The following is a 20899-nucleotide window of genomic DNA, read 5'->3' as shown; positions in this document are numbered from 1 at the left end:
CTTAGTGGTGAAATTTTTTCATTGGGATTACCTTGAAAGAAAGCACATTGGGGAATTTTGTTATGGCTTCTCATCTTACCTCAAATCCTTCTCTTCAAGAGATGCCGACTCCTACCCATGACATTTTAGACGTACAAACTACAAATTGTTGCATTGTCGGTGGAGGCCCAGCAGGTGCTGTTCTTGCCCTAATGTTAGCGCGTCAAGATATTTCCGTAATTTTATTGGAAGCACACAAAGATTTTGACCGCGACTTTCGGGGAGACACCATTCACCCATCGGTGATGGAAATTATGGAGGAACTGGGCTTGGCTGAAAAGTTGCTGCAACTTCCTCACGCTAAAATGCGCCAAATCAGGGTTCGGACTCCACAAGCGAGTGTTACTTTAGCTGATTTCAGTCACCTGAAAACCCGTTATCCCTACATTACGATGCTTCCACAAGCGAGATTTTTGGAGTTTATTACTACTGAAGCCCAAAAGTATCCAAATTTTCAGTTAATTATGGGTGCGAATGTACAGGAGTTGATTGAAGAAGATGGGGTAGTTCGGGGTGTGCGTTATCGTGGGCATGGTGGTTGGCATGAAGTGCGGGCAATTTTGACGGTGGGTGCAGACGGACGTCACTCACGTTTGCGTCAACTGGGTGGTTTTGAATCTATCCAAACTTCACCACCGATGGATGTATTGTGGTTCCGCCTACCTAAGCAATCAGGAGATTCTGAAGGGGGAATGGGACGCATCGGTCGTGGTCATATTATTGCTATGCTCGATCGCGGTGATCTATGGCAAGTTGCCTACGTGATTCCCAAGGGAGGATATCAGGAAATTCGTGCTGCTGGAATCGAAGCTTTGAAAAAGTCTATTGTAGAAGTAGCACCTGAATTACAAGAGCGCGTTCAACACCTACAAGATTGGCAACAGATTGCTTTCCTTTCAGTAGAATCCAGTCGCCTAGTCCGTTGGTATCGTCCAGGACTACTGCTAATTGGTGACGCTGCCCATGTTATGTCTCCTGTCGGTGGAGTTGGGATCAATTATGCAATTCAAGATGCTGTTGTGAGTGCAAATGTCCTGAGTCAACCACTCAAGCAAGGACATGTAGAATTGCACGAACTCGCCAAAGTTCAGCGTCAAAGAGAATTCCCAACCCGCGTTATCCAAGCATTTCAGTCATTTATACAACAGCGGATATTTGCCCGTGTTCTCAACTCAAATCAGTTGATACAGCTACCTAGTTGGTTACGCTTGCCTTGGTTGCGTGAATTACCAGCAAGGTTAGTAGCCTACGGTGTTTTTCCTGCTCATGTCAAAACTTGAAGACAGTTATGGTACATTAGTACTAAGTTATTGTAGAATTAAATACTTAATCGCAGCCAAGTACAGTTTCCGAATAGTGGTTTGATACTGTTCGTAATACTTCCTTGGCTTTTATGCTAAAACAGTCTCAAAGCCAAGAGTGTAAATTATGGAATTTAATTATTCACCATCAATAAAGTTAATTCGTCTTGGTTGTCAATGGTCAATGGTCAATGGTCAATGGTCATTTGTCATTGGTCATTGGTCATTAATTATCATTAACAATATTTTTAATTTAGACATTAGCGTGATAAACCAAACAAACATTATTTAATATTCTTTCTTACCCTTTCCCCAATCCCCGACCCTATTTTCAACTCAGGAGAATTTTGATGAACAGCTGTATTTTAATGGCGGAAATTGTTAAAGAACCAGAACTGCGTTTTACACCAGATGGATTGGAAGTGACAGAGATGCTGGTGCAGTTTTCTGGGTTGCGAGAAGGTGAACCAGCAGCAAATATAAAAGTAGTAGGCTGGGGCAATATGGCTAAAGAAATTCAGCAGCACTACCACGTTGGCGATCGCATACTTTTAGAAGGACGTTTAGGAATGCATACTATTGATCGTCCAGAAGGTTTTAAAGAAAAACGTGCTGAGTTGACAGTACAAAAGATTTATCCTTTAGTTGCAAATTTAAACATGGGTGGGTCTTCAGTGACGACAGCACCAGCATCAGCACCAGCTTCCACTCCTCAAAAAGCTGTTTCTAGTTACGAACCACCACTTTCGACACCAACTTCAGCAAAAAGTAATATTGGTGTCGCTTCCCAAAATAATTACTCAGAACCTGTTCCCCAAACCTCAAAACCTGAGCGTAGTTCCTATCCTCCGGTAGTACCTAACCCAGAACCAGACGTTGATGACATCCCATTTTAAATCCAGTGGACAGTTATCAGTGATCAGTAAACAGTGAGGGAAAAGGTGTAAGTCCCAGAATCGATGTACCAATAACTGATAACTGTACAGACGCGAGGAACATCGCGTCTCTAACTGATAAAATCCTGTTTATTTTCAATTCCCGTTTAACCCTGACTTCCTATGAAAGAAATAGTCCTAGATGTTCGCGACTTACAGGTAGAATTTGCTGGTGATAGCAAACTCATCAAAGCTGTAGATGGAATTTCTTTTCAATTGCATCGAGGTGAAACTCTAGGCATAGTAGGAGAGTCGGGGAGTGGTAAATCAGTCACATCTCTAGCTGTAATGGGTTTGTTGCAGTCTCCGGGTAGGATAGCAGGCGGAGAAATTTGGTTTCGTGGCAATGAAAATAGTCAACCCATCAATTTGGTAGAGTTGTCTCCAAAGGAAATGCAACTGCACCGGGGTGGCGACATCGCCATGATTTTTCAAGAACCGATGAGTTCGCTTAACCCTGTGTATACTATCGGATTTCAACTGACAGAAGCAATTTTACGACATCAAAATATTTCAGAAGCAGAAGCCAAACACCAAGCGATCGCACGGTTGCAAGAAGTAAAATTGCTCCAAAGTGATGAGGAGATCCGACAGCATTATATTGACAGTTGGCAACACTCATCCTTTGCTTCATTCAACTTAGACGAACAAAAACTGCTCAAGTTAATTAAGCAACACAAAGAAGCCATCCTAGAACGTTATCCTCATCAACTTTCCGGGGGTCAATTGCAACGGGTGATGATTGCGATGGCAATTTCTTGCAACCCCTTGGTATTAATTGCTGATGAACCAACCACCGCCTTAGATGTGACGGTGCAAGCAACTATTATTGATTTGCTGCGAGAATTACAAGCCAGTCGCGACATGGCCTTGATATTTATCAGCCACGACTTAGGCTTAATTGCCGAAGTAGCCGATAAAGTCGTGGTCATGTACAGAGGTAAAATTGTTGAATTCGACGATGCCACCAAAATTTTTGCGAATCCTCAACATCCTTATACAAAAGGCTTGGTGGCTTGTCGTCCTAAACTTAACCGCCGTCCCCACAAGCTATTAACTGTTTCCGACTACATGAATGTCGAGGAAATACCAACGACGGGACAACTAATTATTCAAGGAAAAGAACCCACAGAACCGCCAGATGTCACGCCTGAAGAAATAGCACAAAGATTAGCAGATTTAGAAAGCGAACCACCTCTACTCAAAGTTAAGGATCTTAAGGTTGGTTTTCCGATCAAAGGCATATTTGGTGGTACAAAACGTTACTACGTCGCAGTTAATAGGGTTTCCTTTGATGTCAAAAAAGGGGAAACTTTAGGATTAGTAGGTGAATCTGGTTGCGGCAAAACTACCTTAGGTAGAACTCTGTTACGCTTAATTGAACCGATGAGTGGTCAAATTATCTTTGAGGGACGAGATATCACAACTCTCAAAGGAGAAGCGTTGCAAAAATTGCGACGGGAAATGCAAATAGTTTTTCAAAACCCGTTTAGTTCCCTTGATCCCCGCATGAAGGTAGAGGACACGATCATGGAACCCTTGCTGATTCACTCCATTGGTAGTACAAAGCAAGAAAGACAAAAACGTGCTGCTTATTTGTTAGAACGAGTTGGATTAAGCGCTGATGCTATGAAGCGCTATCCGCATCAGTTTTCCGGTGGTCAACGCCAAAGGATTTGTATTGCTCGTTCTTTAGCCTTGAATCCTAAATTTATTATTTGCGATGAATCGGTTTCGGCGTTGGATGTATCAGTGCAGGCGCAGGTGCTGAATTTGCTTAAAGAATTACAAGATGAGTTTGGTTTAACTTACATCTTTATTTCTCACGACTTGAGCGTGGTGAAATTTATGAGCGATCGCATTTTAGTTATGAATGCTGGTGAAATTGTCGAACAAGGCATCGCAGAAGAAATTTATCGCGAACCCAAACAAGAATATACCCAAAATTTAATTGCTTCGATTCCTACTGGTAGTCGCGATCGCGTCCAAAATCGCCAGTTGCGGGCAATGTAAAGTAGGGTGTGTCACGGCTTTAGCCTGACGCACCATGTTATGTAGCGGTGCGTTAGGTGTTTTGATAATGTTTTTTGTTAACAATCATCTCAAAAAATGCGCCTAACACACCCTACAGCCGCAATTTTCAATTTATCAAGCGCGAGTTTCAACTTCTCATACCCAGTTGTGTTTAAAAACCTCACCCCCTGCCCCTTATCCCCACAGGGAACCCCCCCATCCCCTCTGTTGCGAGTTCACCAGAGGGGTGGCGTAGCCGGGGTGAGGTAATATCTATAGAATGCAACTCGGTATCAACTACGAGTTCTAATACCTATTCAAAAAATGTTGGCGACACATTCAGAATATGAGACGCGATAAATCGCGTCTCTACAGAATTCATCTGTCGCATTCTTTTTTCAAATTGGTATAATATCGATTTCAGTTAATCACTTAAAATGAAAAACTTCACCCCGCCTTCGGCACCCCTCTCCTTGCCAAGGAGAGGGGATGGGGGTGAGGTTAAACGGGAATTATAAGTAATCATGCGAACTTGATATAACTTCTCATGGGCCAGTTTCAACTTCTCATGGGCGAGTTTCTGATTCTCAAGTTCATACAAGAGGTCTAATAAATATACTCTCAGCTAGGTAAGCAAATATTTCCATTCTGCTAAGGTGAGAATAGGCAGTGTATATTTAAGTATTTTCATCTGCGCTGCTATCAGGAGGAATCAATGCCTGGACACGATATAATCGTAGTCGGAACATCAGCAGGCGGGGTTGAAGCACTTACTTATCTGGCAAAAAATTTACCTCCAGACATCAAAGCTGCTATTCTCATTGTTCTTCATGTTCCTTCTCACGGTACAAGCGTACTGCCCCGCATCTTGAAGCGAGCTGGGAATTTGCCTGTGCATCATCCTCAAGATGGAGAAGCAATTGTTCTAGGTCGAATTTACGTTGCCCCGCCCAATTACCATTTACTTATCAAACGAGGGTACATCAGCTTGTCACGGGGGCCAAGAGAGAATAGTCATCGTCCAGCTATCGATCCCTTATTTCGTACCGCAGCGCGCGCGAGCTTACGGACGACGAGTAGTTGGTGTGATATTAACAGGTGTACTTGATGACGGCACGGCGGGATTAAAGGCAGTGAAGATGCGAGGTGGGGTAGTGGTTATTCAAGACCCCAATGATGCCATTTATGCAGGAATGCCACGTAGTGCCATCGAAAATGTAGAGGACATTGATTATGTTCTGCCACTAGCAGAGATTCCATCTGTGCTGGTGAAATTAGCTAACACACCTATAGAAGAAGCAGAAAATTTCCTATCCAATGAAATTGAATTTGAATCTGACATAGCAGAACTAGATATGGAAGCAGTAGACAGCGACAGCAGACCTGGTAAACCCTCAGCTTTCTCCTGTCCGGAGTGTGGTGGTACTCTTTGGGAATTGCAAGAGGGAGATTTGTTGCGGTTTCGGTGTCGCACAGGTCATGCTTACTCGACGGAAACTCTGTTGGCAGAACAATCTGACGCTTTGGAGGATGCCCTTTGGATCGCCCTGAGAGCATTAAAGGAAAAATCTTCTTTGGCACACCGCATGGCGAAGCGGATGCGCGATCGCAATCAAATCTTATCAGCTGAACGATTGCAACAAGAAGCTCAAGACTGCGATGAACGTGCTGCTGTGATTCGAGAAGTTCTACTTAACAGCAATCGCCACTCAGTAACAGAACTGAATGAGACTCCAGCTCTACAGAATCAAGAAGCGATCAATGACGAATAGCTACATAGTAGTAATGGTAGCCTCAGCTGGTGGACTCAAAGCTTTGAGTGAAATTTTATCTAACTTACCACCAGACTTTCCTGCGCCGATCGCGGTGGTACAGCACCTAGATCCCCACTATCCTAGTATGCTAGCCAGTATTCTGAGTAAGCGCACTCCTTTGGTAGTCAAACAAGCAGAAGCAGGTGACAAGTTAAAACCAGGCACAGTTTACATTGCTCCTCCCGATCAACATCTGTTAGTTAATACCGACGCAACATTGTCTCTTTCTCAAGACAAAAAAGTCTGTAATGTCCGCCCCGCAGGCGATGTGCTGTTTCAGTCTGCCGCAGCTAGTTTTCAAGAACAGGCGATCGCTGTAGTCTTAACTGGAATGGATAGCGATGGTGCCGCCGGAGTACAGGCAATTAAAAGTATGGGTGGTGTAGTTATTGCCCAAGATAAAGCAACTGCTGATTTTTTTGCGATGCCTGAAGCTGCAATTAAAACTGGAACTGTTGATTTTGTTTTACCCTTAGATGCGATCGCTTCTACTTTAATTGAATTAACAAATAGGTGACTAAAGAAAGGCAGAGGGCATTCCCAGTGAAAAAACCTCACCCCTGCCCCTCTGTTGCGAGTTCACCAGAGGGGTGTCCTCTCTTGACGGGGTGAGATGACTTCAAGGTTTTCGCTCACAGCTGGCGTCAGTTCTGTAACTATAAAATTTTATTTTTTAGGTACCATTACAAAATTAATTACACATTCTTTATATTCCTGTTCAAAATTCCCTATTCTTTACCCTGCAATGAGTACCACGGATACTAACCCAGAACTAGAAAACCTTTTAGAATACATCAAACGCAACCGTGGTTTTGATTTTAGGGGCTACAAGCGCACCAGCTTAAGTCGCCGCATCAAAAGACGTATGCAAATGATTGGTGTTGAAAGTTACAACGAATATCTTGACTACTTGGAAGTACATCCAGACGAGTTTGTTGACTTGTTTAACACGATTTTAATCAATGTCACGGGTTTTTTTCGAGATGCGGAAGCTTGGGAGTACGTAGCAAGTGATATTATTCCTCAAATAATTACTAACAAGCACCCCAGCCAACCGATCCGAGTATGGAGTGCGGGATGTGCTTCCGGGGAAGAAACTTACACCTTAGCTATGTTGTTGGCTGAAGCACTGGGTATGGAACAGTACACAGCACGAGTGAAAGTGTTTGCCACTGATGTAGATGTGGAAGCGCTAGAATATGCCCGTCATGCCAACTACAGCCCCAAAGAAATCCAAACCATTTCTCCAAAACTACTGGAAAAGTATTTTGAGCGTGTAGGTGGTCGCTATGTTGTACAAAAAGAATTACGTCGCGGTGTAATTTTTGGTCGTCATGATTTAGTGCAGGATGCACCAATTTCCAGAATTGATCTGCTGGTGTGTCGTAATACTCTCATGTATTTCAACTCTGAAACCCAGGCGAAAATTTTGGATCGCTTTCACTTTGCTTTGCACGATCACGGGTTTCTATTTTTGGGTAAAGCAGAAATGCTGTTTACTCGTAATCACTCCTTTACACCTCTTGACTTGCGGCGGCGGATATTCACAAAAGTACCAAACGGCAATCGTCGCGATCTATTGTTGAACATAACTCATTTGAGTAGCCAACAATCCAGACCTGAGATGGTTGACCCAATGACTCGCATTCATCAAGCTGCCTTCGAGATCGATCCGATCGCCCAAGTGATAGTGGATGTTCACAATTCATTGGTACTAGCCAACGAACAAGCCCGGAGTTTATTTAATCTCAATCCCAGGGATATAGGTCGCCCGTTGCAGGATTTAGAAATTTCCTACCGACCAGTAGAATTGCGATCGCGGATTGAGCAAGCTAGCACTAACCGTCGTGCTGTGATTTTGAAAGATGTTGAATGGTCAGTTACAGAACAAGAAACCAGATTTTTTGATGTCCACGTCATACCACTGATAGACAACAACGGTGATGAACTCTTAGGTGTAAAAATCGTCTTCACCGACGTTACCCGCTTTAAACAGTTACAAAACGAACTCGTACACGCCAACCAAGAACTAGAAACCGCTTATGAAGAACTCCAATCTACTAACGAAGAACTAGAGACAACAAACGAAGAACTCCAATCCACCGTCGAAGAACTAGAAACAACCAACGAAGAACTCCAATCTACCAACGAAGAGTTGGAGACGATGAACGAGGAACTACAGTCTACTAACGAAGAACTCCACACCCTCAACGACGAACTGCGGCAACGTAGTGATGAACTTGTCCAAGTCAACACCTTTTTGGAATCGATTTTATCTGGTTTGCATAGCGGTGTGACCGTTCTCAACCAAGACCTACACATCCAAATTTGGAACTACCGTGCTGAAGACCTCTGGGGCATCCGCCCTGATGAAGTTAAAGGTAGGCACTTCCTGAATCTAGATATCGGTTTGCCAGTCGAACAACTGCGTCAGCCAATCCGCGCCTGTTTACTAGGAGAGTTGCCATACCCAGAAGTCACATTACAAGCCACAAATCGTCGTGGTCGGGCAATTTTATGCAAAGTTTCCTGTACACCTCTACGTGCCTCGACCACACGCGATATTCAAGGAGTAATCTTGTTAATGGAGGAAATTGACACGAGTGAATAACTGATATTGTATTCTACTCTTCCTAAACTCATACTTTAGAAGCTGTATGTTATCACTCGCAGAGAAGATATAAAAATACTATATATTTGTCACTCTTAATAAATTAAAAGGTGTGCATTCTACTTATAGATGACCCTGCTTTTTGAAATAGCATTTATTTCCTAACAAAAGTTTAGGATCAATGCTTAAACTTGTGGACAATTAAATATTGCAGGATTTATAACGCTCGGAGGGTGTTAACTTCCTAAACTCTACTTAGTATGTTAAATAAAGTGACAAAAATTAGAGCTTATGGCTCTAGCTCAAAATCTTGCAATGTTTTAACTGAAAACATGCTGAAATCTTGTTACATAGTTAACAAAAACCCAATACTGTTTTTGCTCATAAGGCAAATTCTGTGAAATAATTTCTTTGACAGGAGCTATGATTTTACTAGTACAAGATAGGTAATTAAAAAACTTTCAATCAAAGATTTTTAACAAAATATTTTAAAATTCCATCTCATTTAATATGCCAAAAAAACTCCCCTACCTCTCTCCTGACTCTGTTAATCAATCAGTTTCACTACATAAATTTAATACTCCAGAGTCTTCCTGACTACTTCGTTAGTGCTAATTACTCTGAGAGTTTTACATAATTTGATTAAAAAAATTTGATTACAAAATATAGAAAACCAGCGAGAATCAATAGGAGTTTCAGTGTGAACGCCTACGAATTAACCCAACAAATAAATGCTGTGCGTCAACGTGCTGATGCACTACAAAATCATGCCAATATGTCGCCACTACCGCCATCGGAAATTCTGCACGACTGTCTTGAAGAACTTAATACAGCATTAGAAGAACTAAGAGTGGCAGAAGAAGAATTACGTCAACAAAACGAGGAATTAACAAGTATTCGCTTTTCGTTGGAAACAGAACGCCAACGCTACAAAGAACTATTTGATTTTGCGCCAGATGCCTATTTGGTGACTAACATCGAAGGCAAAATATTAGAAGCAAATCGCGCTGCTACCGGCTTATTTAAAATATCACAAAAATATCTCCAAGGCAAATTACTTATCAACTTCATTCCAGAAAATCAGCGTCGTACCTTTCGTTCCCAGCTAATGCGTTTGCACCAGATCAAACAAATCCAAGATTGGGAAATCCAAATGCATACGCGTGAAGGAGATAAATTTAATGCTGCTATCAGTGTAACTACAGTGTGGGATCGCGAAGGTAATCCCAAGGGCTGGCGTTGGTTGGTACGGGATATTACCGCCCGCAAACAAGCAGAAGAAGAGTTACGGGCGATTAGGCTGGAAAATTTGCAACTCCAAGAAGCTACAAGGCTGAAATCCCAATTCTTGGCGGTTATGTCTCATGAACTGCGTACCCCCATGAATGCGATCTTGGGCTTTTCCCAACTATTGCTACGCCACCCATACAATCAGTTTCCTCCCCAAGCAAGAAACATGGTAGAACGGATTGTATCTAGTGCTAGACGCTTGCTAGCGCTGATCGAGGATATACTAGATTTTTCCAAACTAGAGGCTGGGCGGCTGGAGTTGAATTTGACAGAATTCAATTTAGCTGAATTGGTAACAACAACTGTAGAAGAACTGCACTGTTTAGCCCAGCAGAAACATTTAGGTTTAGATGTTTATATTAACCTGCAAAATCCTAATGTTGTTAATGATAGCGATCGCCTCCGCCAAATTTTGGTTAATCTGCTTTCTAATGCGATTAAATTTACCGATATAGGTAAAGTAAATGTGGAAGTATTAGAAATTCAAGAACGAGTGATGTTGCTTGTCAAAGATACAGGCATAGGCATTAGCGAAGCCGACTTAAAAAACATCTTTCAAGAATTTCGTCAAGTCAACCAATGTCTCACTCGTAAACATAGTGGTACTGGATTAGGACTAGCAATTGTAGATCAATTAGTGCGCTTGATGCAAGGCAGCATCACTGTAGAAAGTAAACTCGGTGAGGGTTCAACTTTTCGTGTGGAGTTACCAAGAGTAGTTAACAGCCATAATTAATAATTAAATATATTGATACAGCGCTTTCAACCCCTCTCTAACCTTCCCCGCTAGTCAGGTTACCGTGTACATACAAATGATCGAATCACCCCAAACCCCGAAAAACCTCACCTCCAGCCCCTCTTTGAACCTGCAAAGAGGACGGGGTGAGGTTTGATTTTAGGCTTTTCGAGTCAATTTGAATCCGGTTTTTCCGACTTCTGTGTACACCGTAGGCTAGCGGGGAGGGTGCGCGTAGCGCGGGTAGGATTCTTGTGTGAATTCTGATTGGTAAATGAGAAATTAACAATTATGTTCTTAATTGCCCTATTGCAGTGGAGTAATTCTGTTCAATTGGATTTAAGTCAGTTTGCATTTGTATAGGTAATCCTCGAATAAGTTCCCGAATCACGTCTGTTGCTGGTCTTCCAGTTTGTTGGCAATATTTTTCAAGCTTTTCGGCTTCACCTGATGCTAGGTTCAAGGTAATTCGCTTTGTTGCCCATTTTTTGTTCATCATTACTGAATATTTACCTAAAATGTTTTGGGTGTGTTCAGAAGTAAGTAGATGAACATAAATAAACGAAAGTTTCTAGTAACTAGTCAAAGCTTCAACCTATAGGAACTTCTGTAAGGGTAGCATTTACTACAAACTAGAAGTATCTTTGATGTTTAATTATGTTCATGTACTTCATACATGAAGAAACGGAAGACCAGCCTCTTTTAGGGATACTCTAATAAAGGTGTCATTGCCTCAACGAGAAATTCTAAAGTCTCTCATTCACTAGTTGCACCCTAAAAAGGCAGGCTGGTTTTTCTCATCGGAACCAAGAAAAGCTTTTAGCTTGTGATGTTAATGTTGTTCTCTTTAAGAAATTACTGTTTTGTAGGCTTGCTTTCCATACGTCTAAGGTATAAAACCCCTGTTAATTTTTTAAGTAATTACCGATACAAATTGGATAATCAGAAGTAGCAAAAACTATCAATAAATACAGATTAGACGAGATTAATAAAAAAATCCATTGATATTTTACGCTTAATGTAAATTAAAGTCATGTTTTAGAAACCGACAAGTGCTAAAGTAGCTAAACTGTTGGCTATGATGAATATTTTCATGCCCTCGTTGTGGGATTTTCCCCTGATTAACTGTTTTGCAAATGGGTGTGGGGATGTAAGGGTGTAGGAGGAATCAAATTTCCATTTCCTCTTGTGGGCATAATTGCCCGTGAGGGTCTTGCTTCCTTTTTAAGAATTGGTACTATAATCCGTGTTTCCTCGTTATAGGCTATTGCCCGTGGGAGTCTTGCACCATTCTTAACAAGAGCCAGAGGCTCTTGTTCTTGTTACCAGGTTCAACCTGGTAACAAGAGTTTGGAGGCTCAGCCTCCTGTTTGTTGCAACTCTTGCAAAATATAAATTTTAACGGGTTTAAGCTTTGAGCTTAAAACTTTTAGTTTGGGGCGTGATGCAAGATATGGACGAGAAGTTAAATATTAAACTGCTGTCGTTGATACAGCGACCAATATAAACCCTTTTGCTGTAACAAGTCTGTATGTGTACCGCGTTCGACGAGAACTCCTTTTTCTAACACCAAAATTAGATCAGCACGTTTTAAAGGTGCAAAGCGGTGAGCAATTAAAAATACAGTCCGTCCTTGAGAAACTTTTTGCAAGTTTTGTAGTACTTGCTGTTCGGTTTCACTATCTAGGGCGCTGGTAGCTTCATCTAAAATCAAAATCGGCGCTTGGGAGAGGAACAACCGCGCTAAGGCAATACGCTGTCGTTGTCCACCAGATAAAGCTGTACCCCTTTCGCCGACGTTGGTTTCGTAACCGTGGGGTAATTCACTAATAAAGTCGTGGGCAACAGCAAGTCTAGCAGCTTCTACTACTTGTTCAGCGCTAATCTCCGGATTACCAAGGGTAATATTCTCCAAAATTGAACCGTTGAATAAAAAGTCTTCTTGGAGAACAACACTAATTTGTTGACGCAAGGAAGTTAAATCAGCACTTTTAATATCAAAACCATCAATCAGGATGCGTCCTGATTCAATTTGATAGAGGCGTTGCAGAAGCTTAGAAAGGGTACTTTTACCAGAACCACTACGTCCGACAATACCGACAAATTGCCCTGGCTGCACGTTAAAAGAAATACCTCGCAGTACGGGTTCAGTATTTTGGCGGTAGCGGAAGAAGACTTGATCAAAAGCAACTTGCCCTTTGAGGGGTGGCAAAACTAAACCTGTGCCTGGTTCTGCTTCTGGGGCGACGTTGAGAATATCGCCAATCCTGTCTACGGAAAGGAGAACTTGTTGCAGATTTTGCCATAGTTGCACTAATCGCAGTAATGGCCCGGTAACTCTACCAGAAAGCATTTGAAAAGCAACAAGTTGACCAACAGTCAGTTTATTGTCAATGACTAACTTAGCACCAAACCAGAGAATGAGTAAGCTAGAGAAATTGGTGAGGAAATCACCGATATTGCTGCTGATGTTAGAGGTAGTGGAAGCTTTGAAGCCTGTGCGGATAAAACGGGCAAATAAACCTTCCCAGCGATCGCGTGCTACTGCTTCGGCGGCATGGGCTTTCACTGAATGAATTCCTGTCACCGTCTCTACCAAAAATGACTGGCTATCAGCACTGCGATTAAAGGTTTCATTCAGCCAGTTGCGGAGAATTGGTGTAGCTACAAGTGTGAGGATGGCAAATAAAGGCAGCACAGCCAACGCCGTGAAGGTGAGAGGAATGCTGTAGTAAAACATCAATACCAGGTACACGACAGCAAACACACTATCTAAAACCACAGTCAACGCCGTACCTGTGAGGAACTGGCGAATTTGTTCCAGTTCTTGCACCCGCGCAACTGTGTCTCCTACCCGGCGTGATTCAAAATAAGCCAAAGGTAAGCGCATCAAATGGCGAAATAGCTGGGCGGACAAACTTAAATCCAAGCGTCGGGCGGTATGGGTAAAGACAAATAGCCGCAAAATACCAAGTACTGCCTCAAAAATTGCCACTAATAATAAGGCAAGTGCCATGACATCAAGAGTTGCCAAACTCTCTTGCACCATGACTTTATCGATCACGACTTGGGTAATCAGTGGCGTTGCTAACCCCAACATCTGTAACGTCAACGACGCCAGCAACACTTCCCCTAACAGTCCTCGGTACTGCCATACTGCTGGTAAAAACCAATTGAGGTTGAATTTTTCCTGCTTTTGGATTAACTCTACTTGCCACAGTTGCCCATTCCAATGTTCTTCCACCAAAGACTGCGGCAAAACTTCACAAGTGCGATCGCCATTGAGGGGATTGGCAATGAGTAAGCGATCGCCCCTGACAGCATAAACTACAACCCAGTTACCCTCAGCTTCTGGGGATGCACCCCACTGCAACAAAGCTGGAAATGACAACTGCTGCAAATCAAACCAACTCACCTGTAACCGTCGCAGCACAAAGCCTAACTTTTCTGCTGCTTCTACAACATGTTTCGGCTGCTGTCCTCTGACTTGTCGTTGTACCCATTCCAACTTCACAGGTTGATCTAATTGTTGTGCCACCATTGTCAAGCAAGCAGCAGCAGTGTTGCGGCTAGCAACAAACGGGTAAGTGGGGTGGGTGGAAGTAGGGGAGTGGGGGGAGTGTGTAGACGCGTAGCGGCTTAAGGTAAGGGTGGAGTGGGGGGAGTGTAAGGAGTCCCCCTTGTCCTCCTTGTCCCCCTTCTCTGCTTGCCTCCCTCGCCAAAACTCCTCAATCTGTGGTGTGGAAATTTCTGCCCATACTGTCACAGGCCAACGTACCACTACTACATCTTTACTAGCAGCTACAGCTTTGCATTCGAGGGGTAGTTCCTGCAAACTACCAAACCAATCATCCGCAGCTAAAGTTGCTAGGGGTTTACCAACTCCTTCTTCGCGCAAACGGACTTTACCAGTCGCAATCAAAAACTGATAACCCACTCCATCTTTTGGCCAGATTTTTTCTCCTAAACCGAAGCGTAGAGTTTCTGCCCGTTTTTTCAATAGAGTTTGCTGTTGTGGAGTTAACCAACATAGTGGTGCTTGTGTCCAAGGTAGAGAAGCTAGCACCCTTGTATGTGAAGACTCATCATCTATCAGCTTTAATTCACTTGCAGTTTTACCGTTAGCTTCTGAATTTTCTCTGCTAGCCATTTCTCAAACAACTCATTCTGTAGTGCTTGCTTTAGTTGAGTATCTTCCAATGAAGCTGGCAAAATTTGTTCTACACGAAACAAACCATAACGTTCTTCCAGCTCGATTGGCCCTACTATTTCCATTGGCCTTGCCACATCAATTGCTGCCCTGAGTGTATCAGGCAATGTTCCTCGGCTGACGGGCCCCATCATGCCGTTGACGATGCGATCCTCTGTGAGTGAATATTCTCTGGCTAATGCCTCAAAGCTAGCTCCTTCCTCTATTTGGGCTTGTAATTCCTCGGCTAGTTCTCGATTATCTACAATAATTCGCGAAATCACCACCCGATCCAGGAAGATCTTCCTTTCGATGAAATATTCTGGCAACTTTGGTTCTGTTACTACTGCTTTGAGTTTTTCTAACTTGAAGCTTAGAGCCACACTAGCGTGAAAAGAATCATAGTCTTTGCCATTATTTTGTAGCCATTCTTGAAAACTTTTTGGCTCTGTGAGTTGATTTTTCAGTCGAAAATCAATAATTGCCTGTTCAGTAAGAGCCGGACTAATAGCTATATCTTCGCGAGTTTGTAATTCTTTTTCTATTACATATTGACGTAGAATATCCCCAATGAATTGTCCTAATTTTCCAGAATTTTGCAAATACTTTACTGCTTGTCCAATCGAAATAGGTTGCTCATCAATATTTAAAAACGATGAAGATTCCATAAGGTAAGTACGTAAATCACCATAAGTTATTTATACATTTATTTCTCAGAGGAAATTCGTAAATTGCTTGGCAGGATTATGCCAAGTTTATATAGCCATAGTAAGACTTACAAGACAGAGTGGCAACTCCATCTTGTAAATATATCGTAAAAATATCTACCTAGTATCGGAAAATAATTAAGAGAGTATGGCAGAAACAACTAGTGGCGTTTGGGAAAAATAACTACGTATTCAAAATAAGCTGACAATCTCACGTTATTAGAATTACAATCCCCCGACTCTTACCGATTGAGATTAAGCAACTGTAATTGCCCAAAACCAAGCCAACAAAATCGCCGCGATCGCACCGATTAATGTATTCAAAATATTCACTAATTCGTTTGTTAACCAAGTGTATTTTGATTGCAATGTTGCTCCAATGACACTTTCTACATTTGTGGCAATAAATGCTGCTACTACGCACCAAAGTACACCCAAAAGTTCGACTAAACCAACAGCCCAACCCACAAAAGCAATAACCACTGAAGCCACCACCCCAGCTAAGGTTCCTTCTAAACTTACTGCTCCCTCAGTTCCACGGGGAACTGATTGTAGAGTGGTAATCAAAAAAGTACTCTTGCCATAGGCTTTCCCCACTTCACTAGCACAGGTATCAGACAGCTTGGTACTAAAACTGGCTACATAACCCAGGAGTAGTAGCGATCGCAGATCAGCGATCAAAGATTGGGTAACGGGAAGAATCCCCAACTCTAGCATTCCTACTCCTAAAGCGCACAGTGTCCCAATTAAAGCTGAACCCCAAACATTTTCCGGTCCTCTGGCGCCAGAACGCTTTTCAGCAATACCTTCAGCTTCTTTTTGGGTCATACCCATGCGTGTGACAAAAGAACCAACCAGAAAATAGAACATTACAACTATATATCCTCGCCAACCTAATGTCCCCCAAATCAAGACACCTAGTAACCAAGCGTGGAAGTAACCAGAGGTTGTAAGTAGTTTTTTGGGAGCAATCCAAGCCACAACTAACAAGATAGAATTCAGCACCACTCCCACTAGCCAGGGATTTACAGAGTTAATTAAAGCCAGCATTGTTTATGTGTTTGAGTATTTTATTCAAGCCACCAACAGGATATCCAAATTTTGGCTGGACTCCCAAACCCCATAGTCTAGTGTCCTAGTAAAATTACGCAGCAGAATTTTAAAGTTCAGGTAAAATTTTGATGCTGATTGATTAAAGACATGTAGAATCAGGTTATTTTCTCACGAAAGAAACAGATGATAGATGTAATTAAAGTTATCTGTAGTTTGAGATACCAGGTGAAAAATGTCATCGGATCTTGCTGGCAATTCCTTAGATAAAGCTAGAAGTTTTACATTTACAAATAATTCTGAGATTTTTACTGATAAACTTTCTCTTAAAGATCGAAACGATTATTACCAATTCACCCTTGAGGGTAAGAGCAGTTTTCAACTTGACTTGACTCGCTTAAGTGCTAATGCCAATGTCGAGTTGATTCGGGATGTGAATGGCAATGGTGTAGCAGACAAGGGAGAAGTCATTGCTGCTTCTAAGCGTACTGGTAAAAAAGCCGAATCAATCACCCAGATTTTAGAAGCCGGTACTTACCAGATTCGAGTTTATTCTCAGGGTAAAGCTAAAACTAAATATGACTTGAGTGTTTCGGCGACACCGATTGATAACGCAGGTAACACTATCGACACAGCTTGGGATATAGGTGAAATTTCAGCCAATACAGAAACTCTTAGCTATACAGATTGGGTAGGTAAATCCGACAGCTACGATTACTATAAGTTCAACATCAATACTGACGGCGATGTCACTCTGTCACTCAAAGATTTGGGTGCTGATGCAGATATGCGATTGTTGAATTGGCAAGGTGAGATTCTGGCGGGTTCTGCCAATATTACTAATACTGATGAATTTATTAGTAGTAGCTTAACAGCCGGAACCTATTACGTACAGATTTATCCATACAACGGCAATCAAACTTTTTACAATCTACGTTTATCATTAACACCGCCGGATTCTACGGTAATGATTCAAAGTTCAGATGAACTAGAATCAGTAGATGCTGCCAATAGCACATCTATCACACCTGCAACTGCTGGCAGTAACCAAGCTACACTCAGAGCAGATACGTTTGTATATACACCGACTTCAACACAAACTGTATTTTCTGGTAAAGGGAATATCGACTTTGGTAGCGGAGGGCGAGATATACTGGATCTCTCTGCTTTTGTATCTACACAAGTCCAAGCGTTTAACTATGCTAACACTGCCAATGGTGGTGTAGTTTACGATCCTGGTAATTCAGTTGCCCGTGTGTTTGATGCGATCGCTTTCTCTGACGGTAGGCAAATTTTCTTTGAAGGTATCGACACTATTAAGTTTGCAGATACTGTAATTGACTTATCGGTAATCCCAAATGATCCGCTATTTAGCCAACAATGGAACTTGCACATGATGGATGTGCAGAAAGCATGGCGGTTCACAACAGGCTCAGATCAGATTCTACTTGGAATTGAAGATACAGGATTAGCAACTGACATTAACGGCTACCTTCACCCTGATTTGCGATTTACCGAAAGTATTAGTTCTAACTATTTTGATGAATATTCCTCTGATTCTCACGGAACTTTAGTCCAAGGAACGATCGCTGCTGCTAGCAATAATAATATTGGTATCGCTGGCATCAACTGGAATTCTACGCTAATGCATGTCGATGTTGTTGGTGGTAACTCCGGAGATTATAGTTTAGCTGATGCGACACAGATATTAATCAATTGGGCAGATAGTCAAAATAAGCGTTTAGTTATTAACCTCAGCCTAGCTGGTGGTTACTCCACAGCATTTGAACAGCTAATTGCTAACAATCAAGACGATGTTTTGTTTGTCATCGCTGCTGGCAATGGTAATCAGAGTACCATTTCGAGTCCTGCCGATTTAGCTAAGAAGTACCAAAATGTGATCTCCGTTGGGGCTTGTTGGGGAACTCGAGACTACTACGGCAATGCGAAAACACCAGGAACAAGAGTTGATTATCCGAGTGCAGGTATACAGTGGTATGGTTCTAACTATGGGGAAGGTTTAACTCTAATGGCCCCAACAGAATTTACCTCTACCAGTGCTACTCGCAACACATCTGAATCTTTCTACAATAACTTCGACTACATAAACTATTTCAGTGGTACTTCCGCAGCAACAGCAAATGTTACAGGAATTGCATCATTAGTCTGGAGTGTTAATCAAGGGTTAACAGCCACACAGATACGTTCGATTCTTTCAGACACTGCTTACGATCTTGGTGATCCTGGTTATGATACAGTCTACGGCTACGGTGTTGTCAATACTGATGCTGCTGTACGTCGGGCGCTGGCTATTGCAAGGACTTAAGGGGGAAAGATGAAGGGGGAAGGGTGAAGGGTGAAGTGTAGTGATCGCATCTAGCATAGCTAGCGCCATGTCATACCATTTCACAAAATTCTTGATATAAATCCTCCTCCTTGTCCCCCTTGTCCCCCTTGTCCTAGTTTGTCGCCAAATGTATCAGACTTATGATGAAACGGTATGAGCGATCGCTTGGAGATAATTGGGATGGTGTGTAGGTAAATCGTTCAGTTTGTTCTTGTACTTGATTCCTAATTCCTAATTCAATCCTAAATCTACCGCTATTCGATGAGCGCAGGCAAAACCAGAAAAAGCCACTGCATTTAAACCCTGTCCGGGAAATGTACTATCTCCTACACAATAAAGTCCCCCAATTGCTGTTCTATTAAACGGCATTGCTAGCAATCCCCGCAATTTCCGTCGCGGAATTGGCCCGTAAGTACCATCCTCACGACCTAAAAAGCGACGATGAGTGCGTGGTGTTCCTACTTCCAGGTAGTCTAAGCCTGCATCTAACCCCGGAAATATCTTCTCCAAGCGTTCGATAATTCGCCAAGCAGCTTTCTCTTTGTTTGCTTCATAATTCTTTACAGATAGACCTTGCCAATCATTTATCCAATGTGGTGTAAAGGCGTGAATGATATGATAACCAGCTGGTGCTAAATCCGGGTCAAGCAACGTGGGAATCGACACAAAAATAGTACCTTCAGAATCTGCCATTTTCTCCCAGTCTTCTAATAAAATATGATGGCATTCTGTCTTGGCAGGTAAACAAGATGCCTGAATGCCCATATGCAGACTCAAAAAGCTAGGCGATTTCTGATATAATTGCTGCCACTTTTTCTCATTAGACGGAAAATTTTTTTGCGGTAGTAATTTCTGAAAAGTATCCCAACGTGTAGCATTAGAAACAATACGCTTAGCACGATAGATTTGGCCATTAGCTAATTTTACACCTACGGCTCGTCCCTTTTCTGTGAGTATTTGCGTGACTTTCGTTTGGTATTTAATGTTACCTCCAGCTTGAATCAGACCTTCTACAAGCTTTTGAGCGATTTGACCCACACCACCTTTGGGATAGTTCACACCACCATAGTGTCTGTCGGAAAACACCATTCCCGCATTGATCATCGGTGTCATGTCTGCTGGTACTACCGACCAGCAATAGCATTCCATATCGATAAATTTCAACAATAGGGGATCTTTTATGTATCGTTGTGCTACATTTCCAGCATTTTGTGGCAAATACCTTAATAACCCCAAACAAGCCAAGGGATGTTGAAAAAACATCCGCAGCAAATAGCGTGGCTCTTCTAAAGATAAGAGAGCCATGCAATTTAAGCAGTGAAATACTCGCCAACATTCGTCATAAAATCGACGAATACCCTTTGCTTCGTGGGGAAAATAGGCGATGAGATTTTGTAAGAACTTTTCGTAATTCCGCTCAACCCTCAGATCAAGACCATTAGGCAGATGATAATGAATCTGCACCATGTCAGGAATTACTTCTAAGCTGACATTCACAGCATCTAAAGCACGGGTGAGTAAGTTGGTTGTACCGCGTTGTCCAAACCCGAAAATCATCGAAGCGCCAACATCGAAGCGATAACCATGTCTTTCAAAATAGCCAGCACTGCCACCTGGAATGAGATAGCGTTCTAAAACAAGTACTTTGGCCCCTTTCGCGGCCAATTGAGTTGCTGTCACCAGACCACCAATCCCAGAACCAATGATAATTGCATCATAATAGGGATCGGTGATCGGGGAGCGAGGATTGGGAATTTTCGCTATGGAGTTAGCCATTTAAAAGGTAATAGGGAAAGGGAAACGGGGAACAGAGCAACAAGATTTTTTGAATTTTATGTATTTTATATAACAAATCAAGTTACCATAT

12 protein-coding genes and 1 pseudogene are annotated in these 20899 nt (G+C 42.3%); 8 read left to right on the top strand and 5 right to left on the bottom strand.

Annotated elements, in window-relative coordinates:
* Positions 1–62 precede the first annotated feature (62 nt).
* From RS893_RS28340 to RS893_RS28310, 7 genes and pseudogenes are all read left to right on the top strand, one after another.
* Entirely contained in the window at positions 63–1319 is a 1257-nt protein-coding gene (locus tag RS893_RS28340) for an FAD-dependent oxidoreductase (protein WP_315788905.1), read from the top strand.
* 371 nt (positions 1320–1690) lie between these two features.
* Entirely contained in the window at positions 1691–2236 is a 546-nt protein-coding gene (locus RS893_RS28335) for a single-stranded DNA-binding protein (RefSeq protein ID WP_315788904.1), read from the top strand.
* A gap of 162 nt (positions 2237–2398) precedes the next feature.
* Entirely contained in the window at positions 2399–4288 is a 1890-nt protein-coding gene (locus RS893_RS28330; protein ID WP_315788903.1) for an ABC transporter ATP-binding protein, read from the top strand.
* Between the two features lie 715 nt (positions 4289–5003).
* Positions 5004–6060 (top strand): annotated as a pseudogene (locus tag RS893_RS28325) (chemotaxis protein CheB).
* Complete coding sequence (locus tag RS893_RS28320; RefSeq protein ID WP_315788902.1) at positions 6050–6619, top strand: chemotaxis protein CheB; 570 nt, start codon at positions 6050–6052, stop codon at positions 6617–6619. Before RS893_RS28325 ends, RS893_RS28320 begins: the two are co-directional and overlap by 11 nt.
* Positions 6620–6847: 228 nt before the next feature.
* Positions 6848–8713, top strand: a complete 1866-nt coding sequence (locus RS893_RS28315; protein WP_315788901.1) for a CheR family methyltransferase — start codon at positions 6848–6850, stop codon at positions 8711–8713.
* A 700-nt stretch (positions 8714–9413) separates the two neighbouring features.
* Entirely contained in the window at positions 9414–10739 is a 1326-nt protein-coding gene (locus RS893_RS28310; RefSeq protein ID WP_315788900.1) for a PAS domain-containing sensor histidine kinase, read from the top strand.
* A gap of 289 nt (positions 10740–11028) precedes the next feature.
* Here RS893_RS28310 and RS893_RS28305 read toward each other — a convergent pair whose 3' ends face one another.
* The 4 genes from RS893_RS28305 to RS893_RS28290 all read right to left on the bottom strand — a co-directional run bounded on the left by RS893_RS28305 (position 11029) and on the right by RS893_RS28290 (position 16685).
* Positions 11029–11238 carry a CopG family transcriptional regulator gene (locus tag RS893_RS28305; protein ID WP_180976494.1) on the bottom strand — a complete coding sequence of 70 codons (210 nt, stop codon included), beginning with the start codon at positions 11236–11238 and terminating at the stop codon, positions 11029–11031.
* A gap of 966 nt (positions 11239–12204) precedes the next feature.
* Positions 12205–14889 carry a peptidase domain-containing ABC transporter gene (locus RS893_RS28300; RefSeq protein ID WP_315788899.1) on the bottom strand — a complete coding sequence of 895 codons (2685 nt, stop codon included), beginning with the start codon at positions 14887–14889 and terminating at the stop codon, positions 12205–12207.
* Positions 14838–15596 (bottom strand): peptidylprolyl isomerase, encoded by a 759-nt coding sequence (locus RS893_RS28295; RefSeq protein ID WP_315788898.1) that lies wholly within the window; start codon positions 15594–15596, stop codon positions 14838–14840. Before RS893_RS28295 ends, RS893_RS28300 begins: the two co-directional genes overlap by 52 nt.
* A gap of 294 nt (positions 15597–15890) precedes the next feature.
* Positions 15891–16685 carry a TIGR00297 family protein gene (locus RS893_RS28290; protein ID WP_315788897.1) on the bottom strand — a complete coding sequence of 265 codons (795 nt, stop codon included), beginning with the start codon at positions 16683–16685 and terminating at the stop codon, positions 15891–15893.
* Between the two features lie 235 nt (positions 16686–16920).
* On the opposite strand from RS893_RS28290, the gene RS893_RS28285 reads away from it, so the two are divergent.
* Positions 16921–19011, top strand: coding sequence for a S8 family serine peptidase (locus RS893_RS28285; protein WP_315788896.1), 2091 nt, complete (start codon positions 16921–16923; stop codon positions 19009–19011).
* A 252-nt stretch (positions 19012–19263) separates the two neighbouring features.
* Here RS893_RS28285 and crtH read toward each other — a convergent pair whose 3' ends face one another.
* The gene (gene crtH / locus RS893_RS28280; RefSeq protein WP_315788895.1) at positions 19264–20808 is read right to left on the bottom strand and encodes a carotenoid isomerase; all 1545 of its coding nucleotides are present in this window, start codon (positions 20806–20808) and stop codon (positions 19264–19266) included.
* Positions 20809–20899 lie beyond the last annotated feature (91 nt).

This window comes from Fischerella sp. JS2, assembly GCF_032393985.1.
In the GTDB taxonomy this organism is placed as follows: Bacteria; Cyanobacteriota; Cyanobacteriia; order Cyanobacteriales; family Nostocaceae; genus Fischerella.
This window is presented reverse-complemented; position numbering and strand designations above follow the sequence as displayed.

What these genes read in the sequence shown, in the direction of transcription:
- RS893_RS28330 (WP_315788903.1), top strand. Translation starts at nt 2,399, where the DNA reads ATGAAAGAAATAGTCCTAGATGTTCGCGACTTACAGGTAGAATTTGCT.
- RS893_RS28315 (WP_315788901.1), top strand. Translation starts at nt 6,848, where the DNA reads ATGAGTACCACGGATACTAACCCAGAACTAGAAAACCTTTTAGAATAC.
- crtH (WP_315788895.1), bottom strand. Translation starts at nt 20,808, where the DNA reads ATGGCTAACTCCATAGCGAAAATTCCCAATCCTCGCTCCCCGATCACC.
- RS893_RS28305 (WP_180976494.1), bottom strand. Translation starts at nt 11,238, where the DNA reads ATGATGAACAAAAAATGGGCAACAAAGCGAATTACCTTGAACCTAGCA.
- RS893_RS28340 (WP_315788905.1), top strand. Translation starts at nt 63, where the DNA reads ATGGCTTCTCATCTTACCTCAAATCCTTCTCTTCAAGAGATGCCGACT.
- RS893_RS28295 (WP_315788898.1), bottom strand. Translation starts at nt 15,596, where the DNA reads ATGGAATCTTCATCGTTTTTAAATATTGATGAGCAACCTATTTCGATT.
- RS893_RS28300 (WP_315788899.1), bottom strand. Translation starts at nt 14,889, where the DNA reads ATGGCTAGCAGAGAAAATTCAGAAGCTAACGGTAAAACTGCAAGTGAA.
- RS893_RS28290 (WP_315788897.1), bottom strand. Translation starts at nt 16,685, where the DNA reads ATGCTGGCTTTAATTAACTCTGTAAATCCCTGGCTAGTGGGAGTGGTG.
- RS893_RS28285 (WP_315788896.1), top strand. Translation starts at nt 16,921, where the DNA reads ATGTCATCGGATCTTGCTGGCAATTCCTTAGATAAAGCTAGAAGTTTT.
- RS893_RS28320 (WP_315788902.1), top strand. Translation starts at nt 6,050, where the DNA reads ATGACGAATAGCTACATAGTAGTAATGGTAGCCTCAGCTGGTGGACTC.
- RS893_RS28335 (WP_315788904.1), top strand. Translation starts at nt 1,691, where the DNA reads ATGAACAGCTGTATTTTAATGGCGGAAATTGTTAAAGAACCAGAACTG.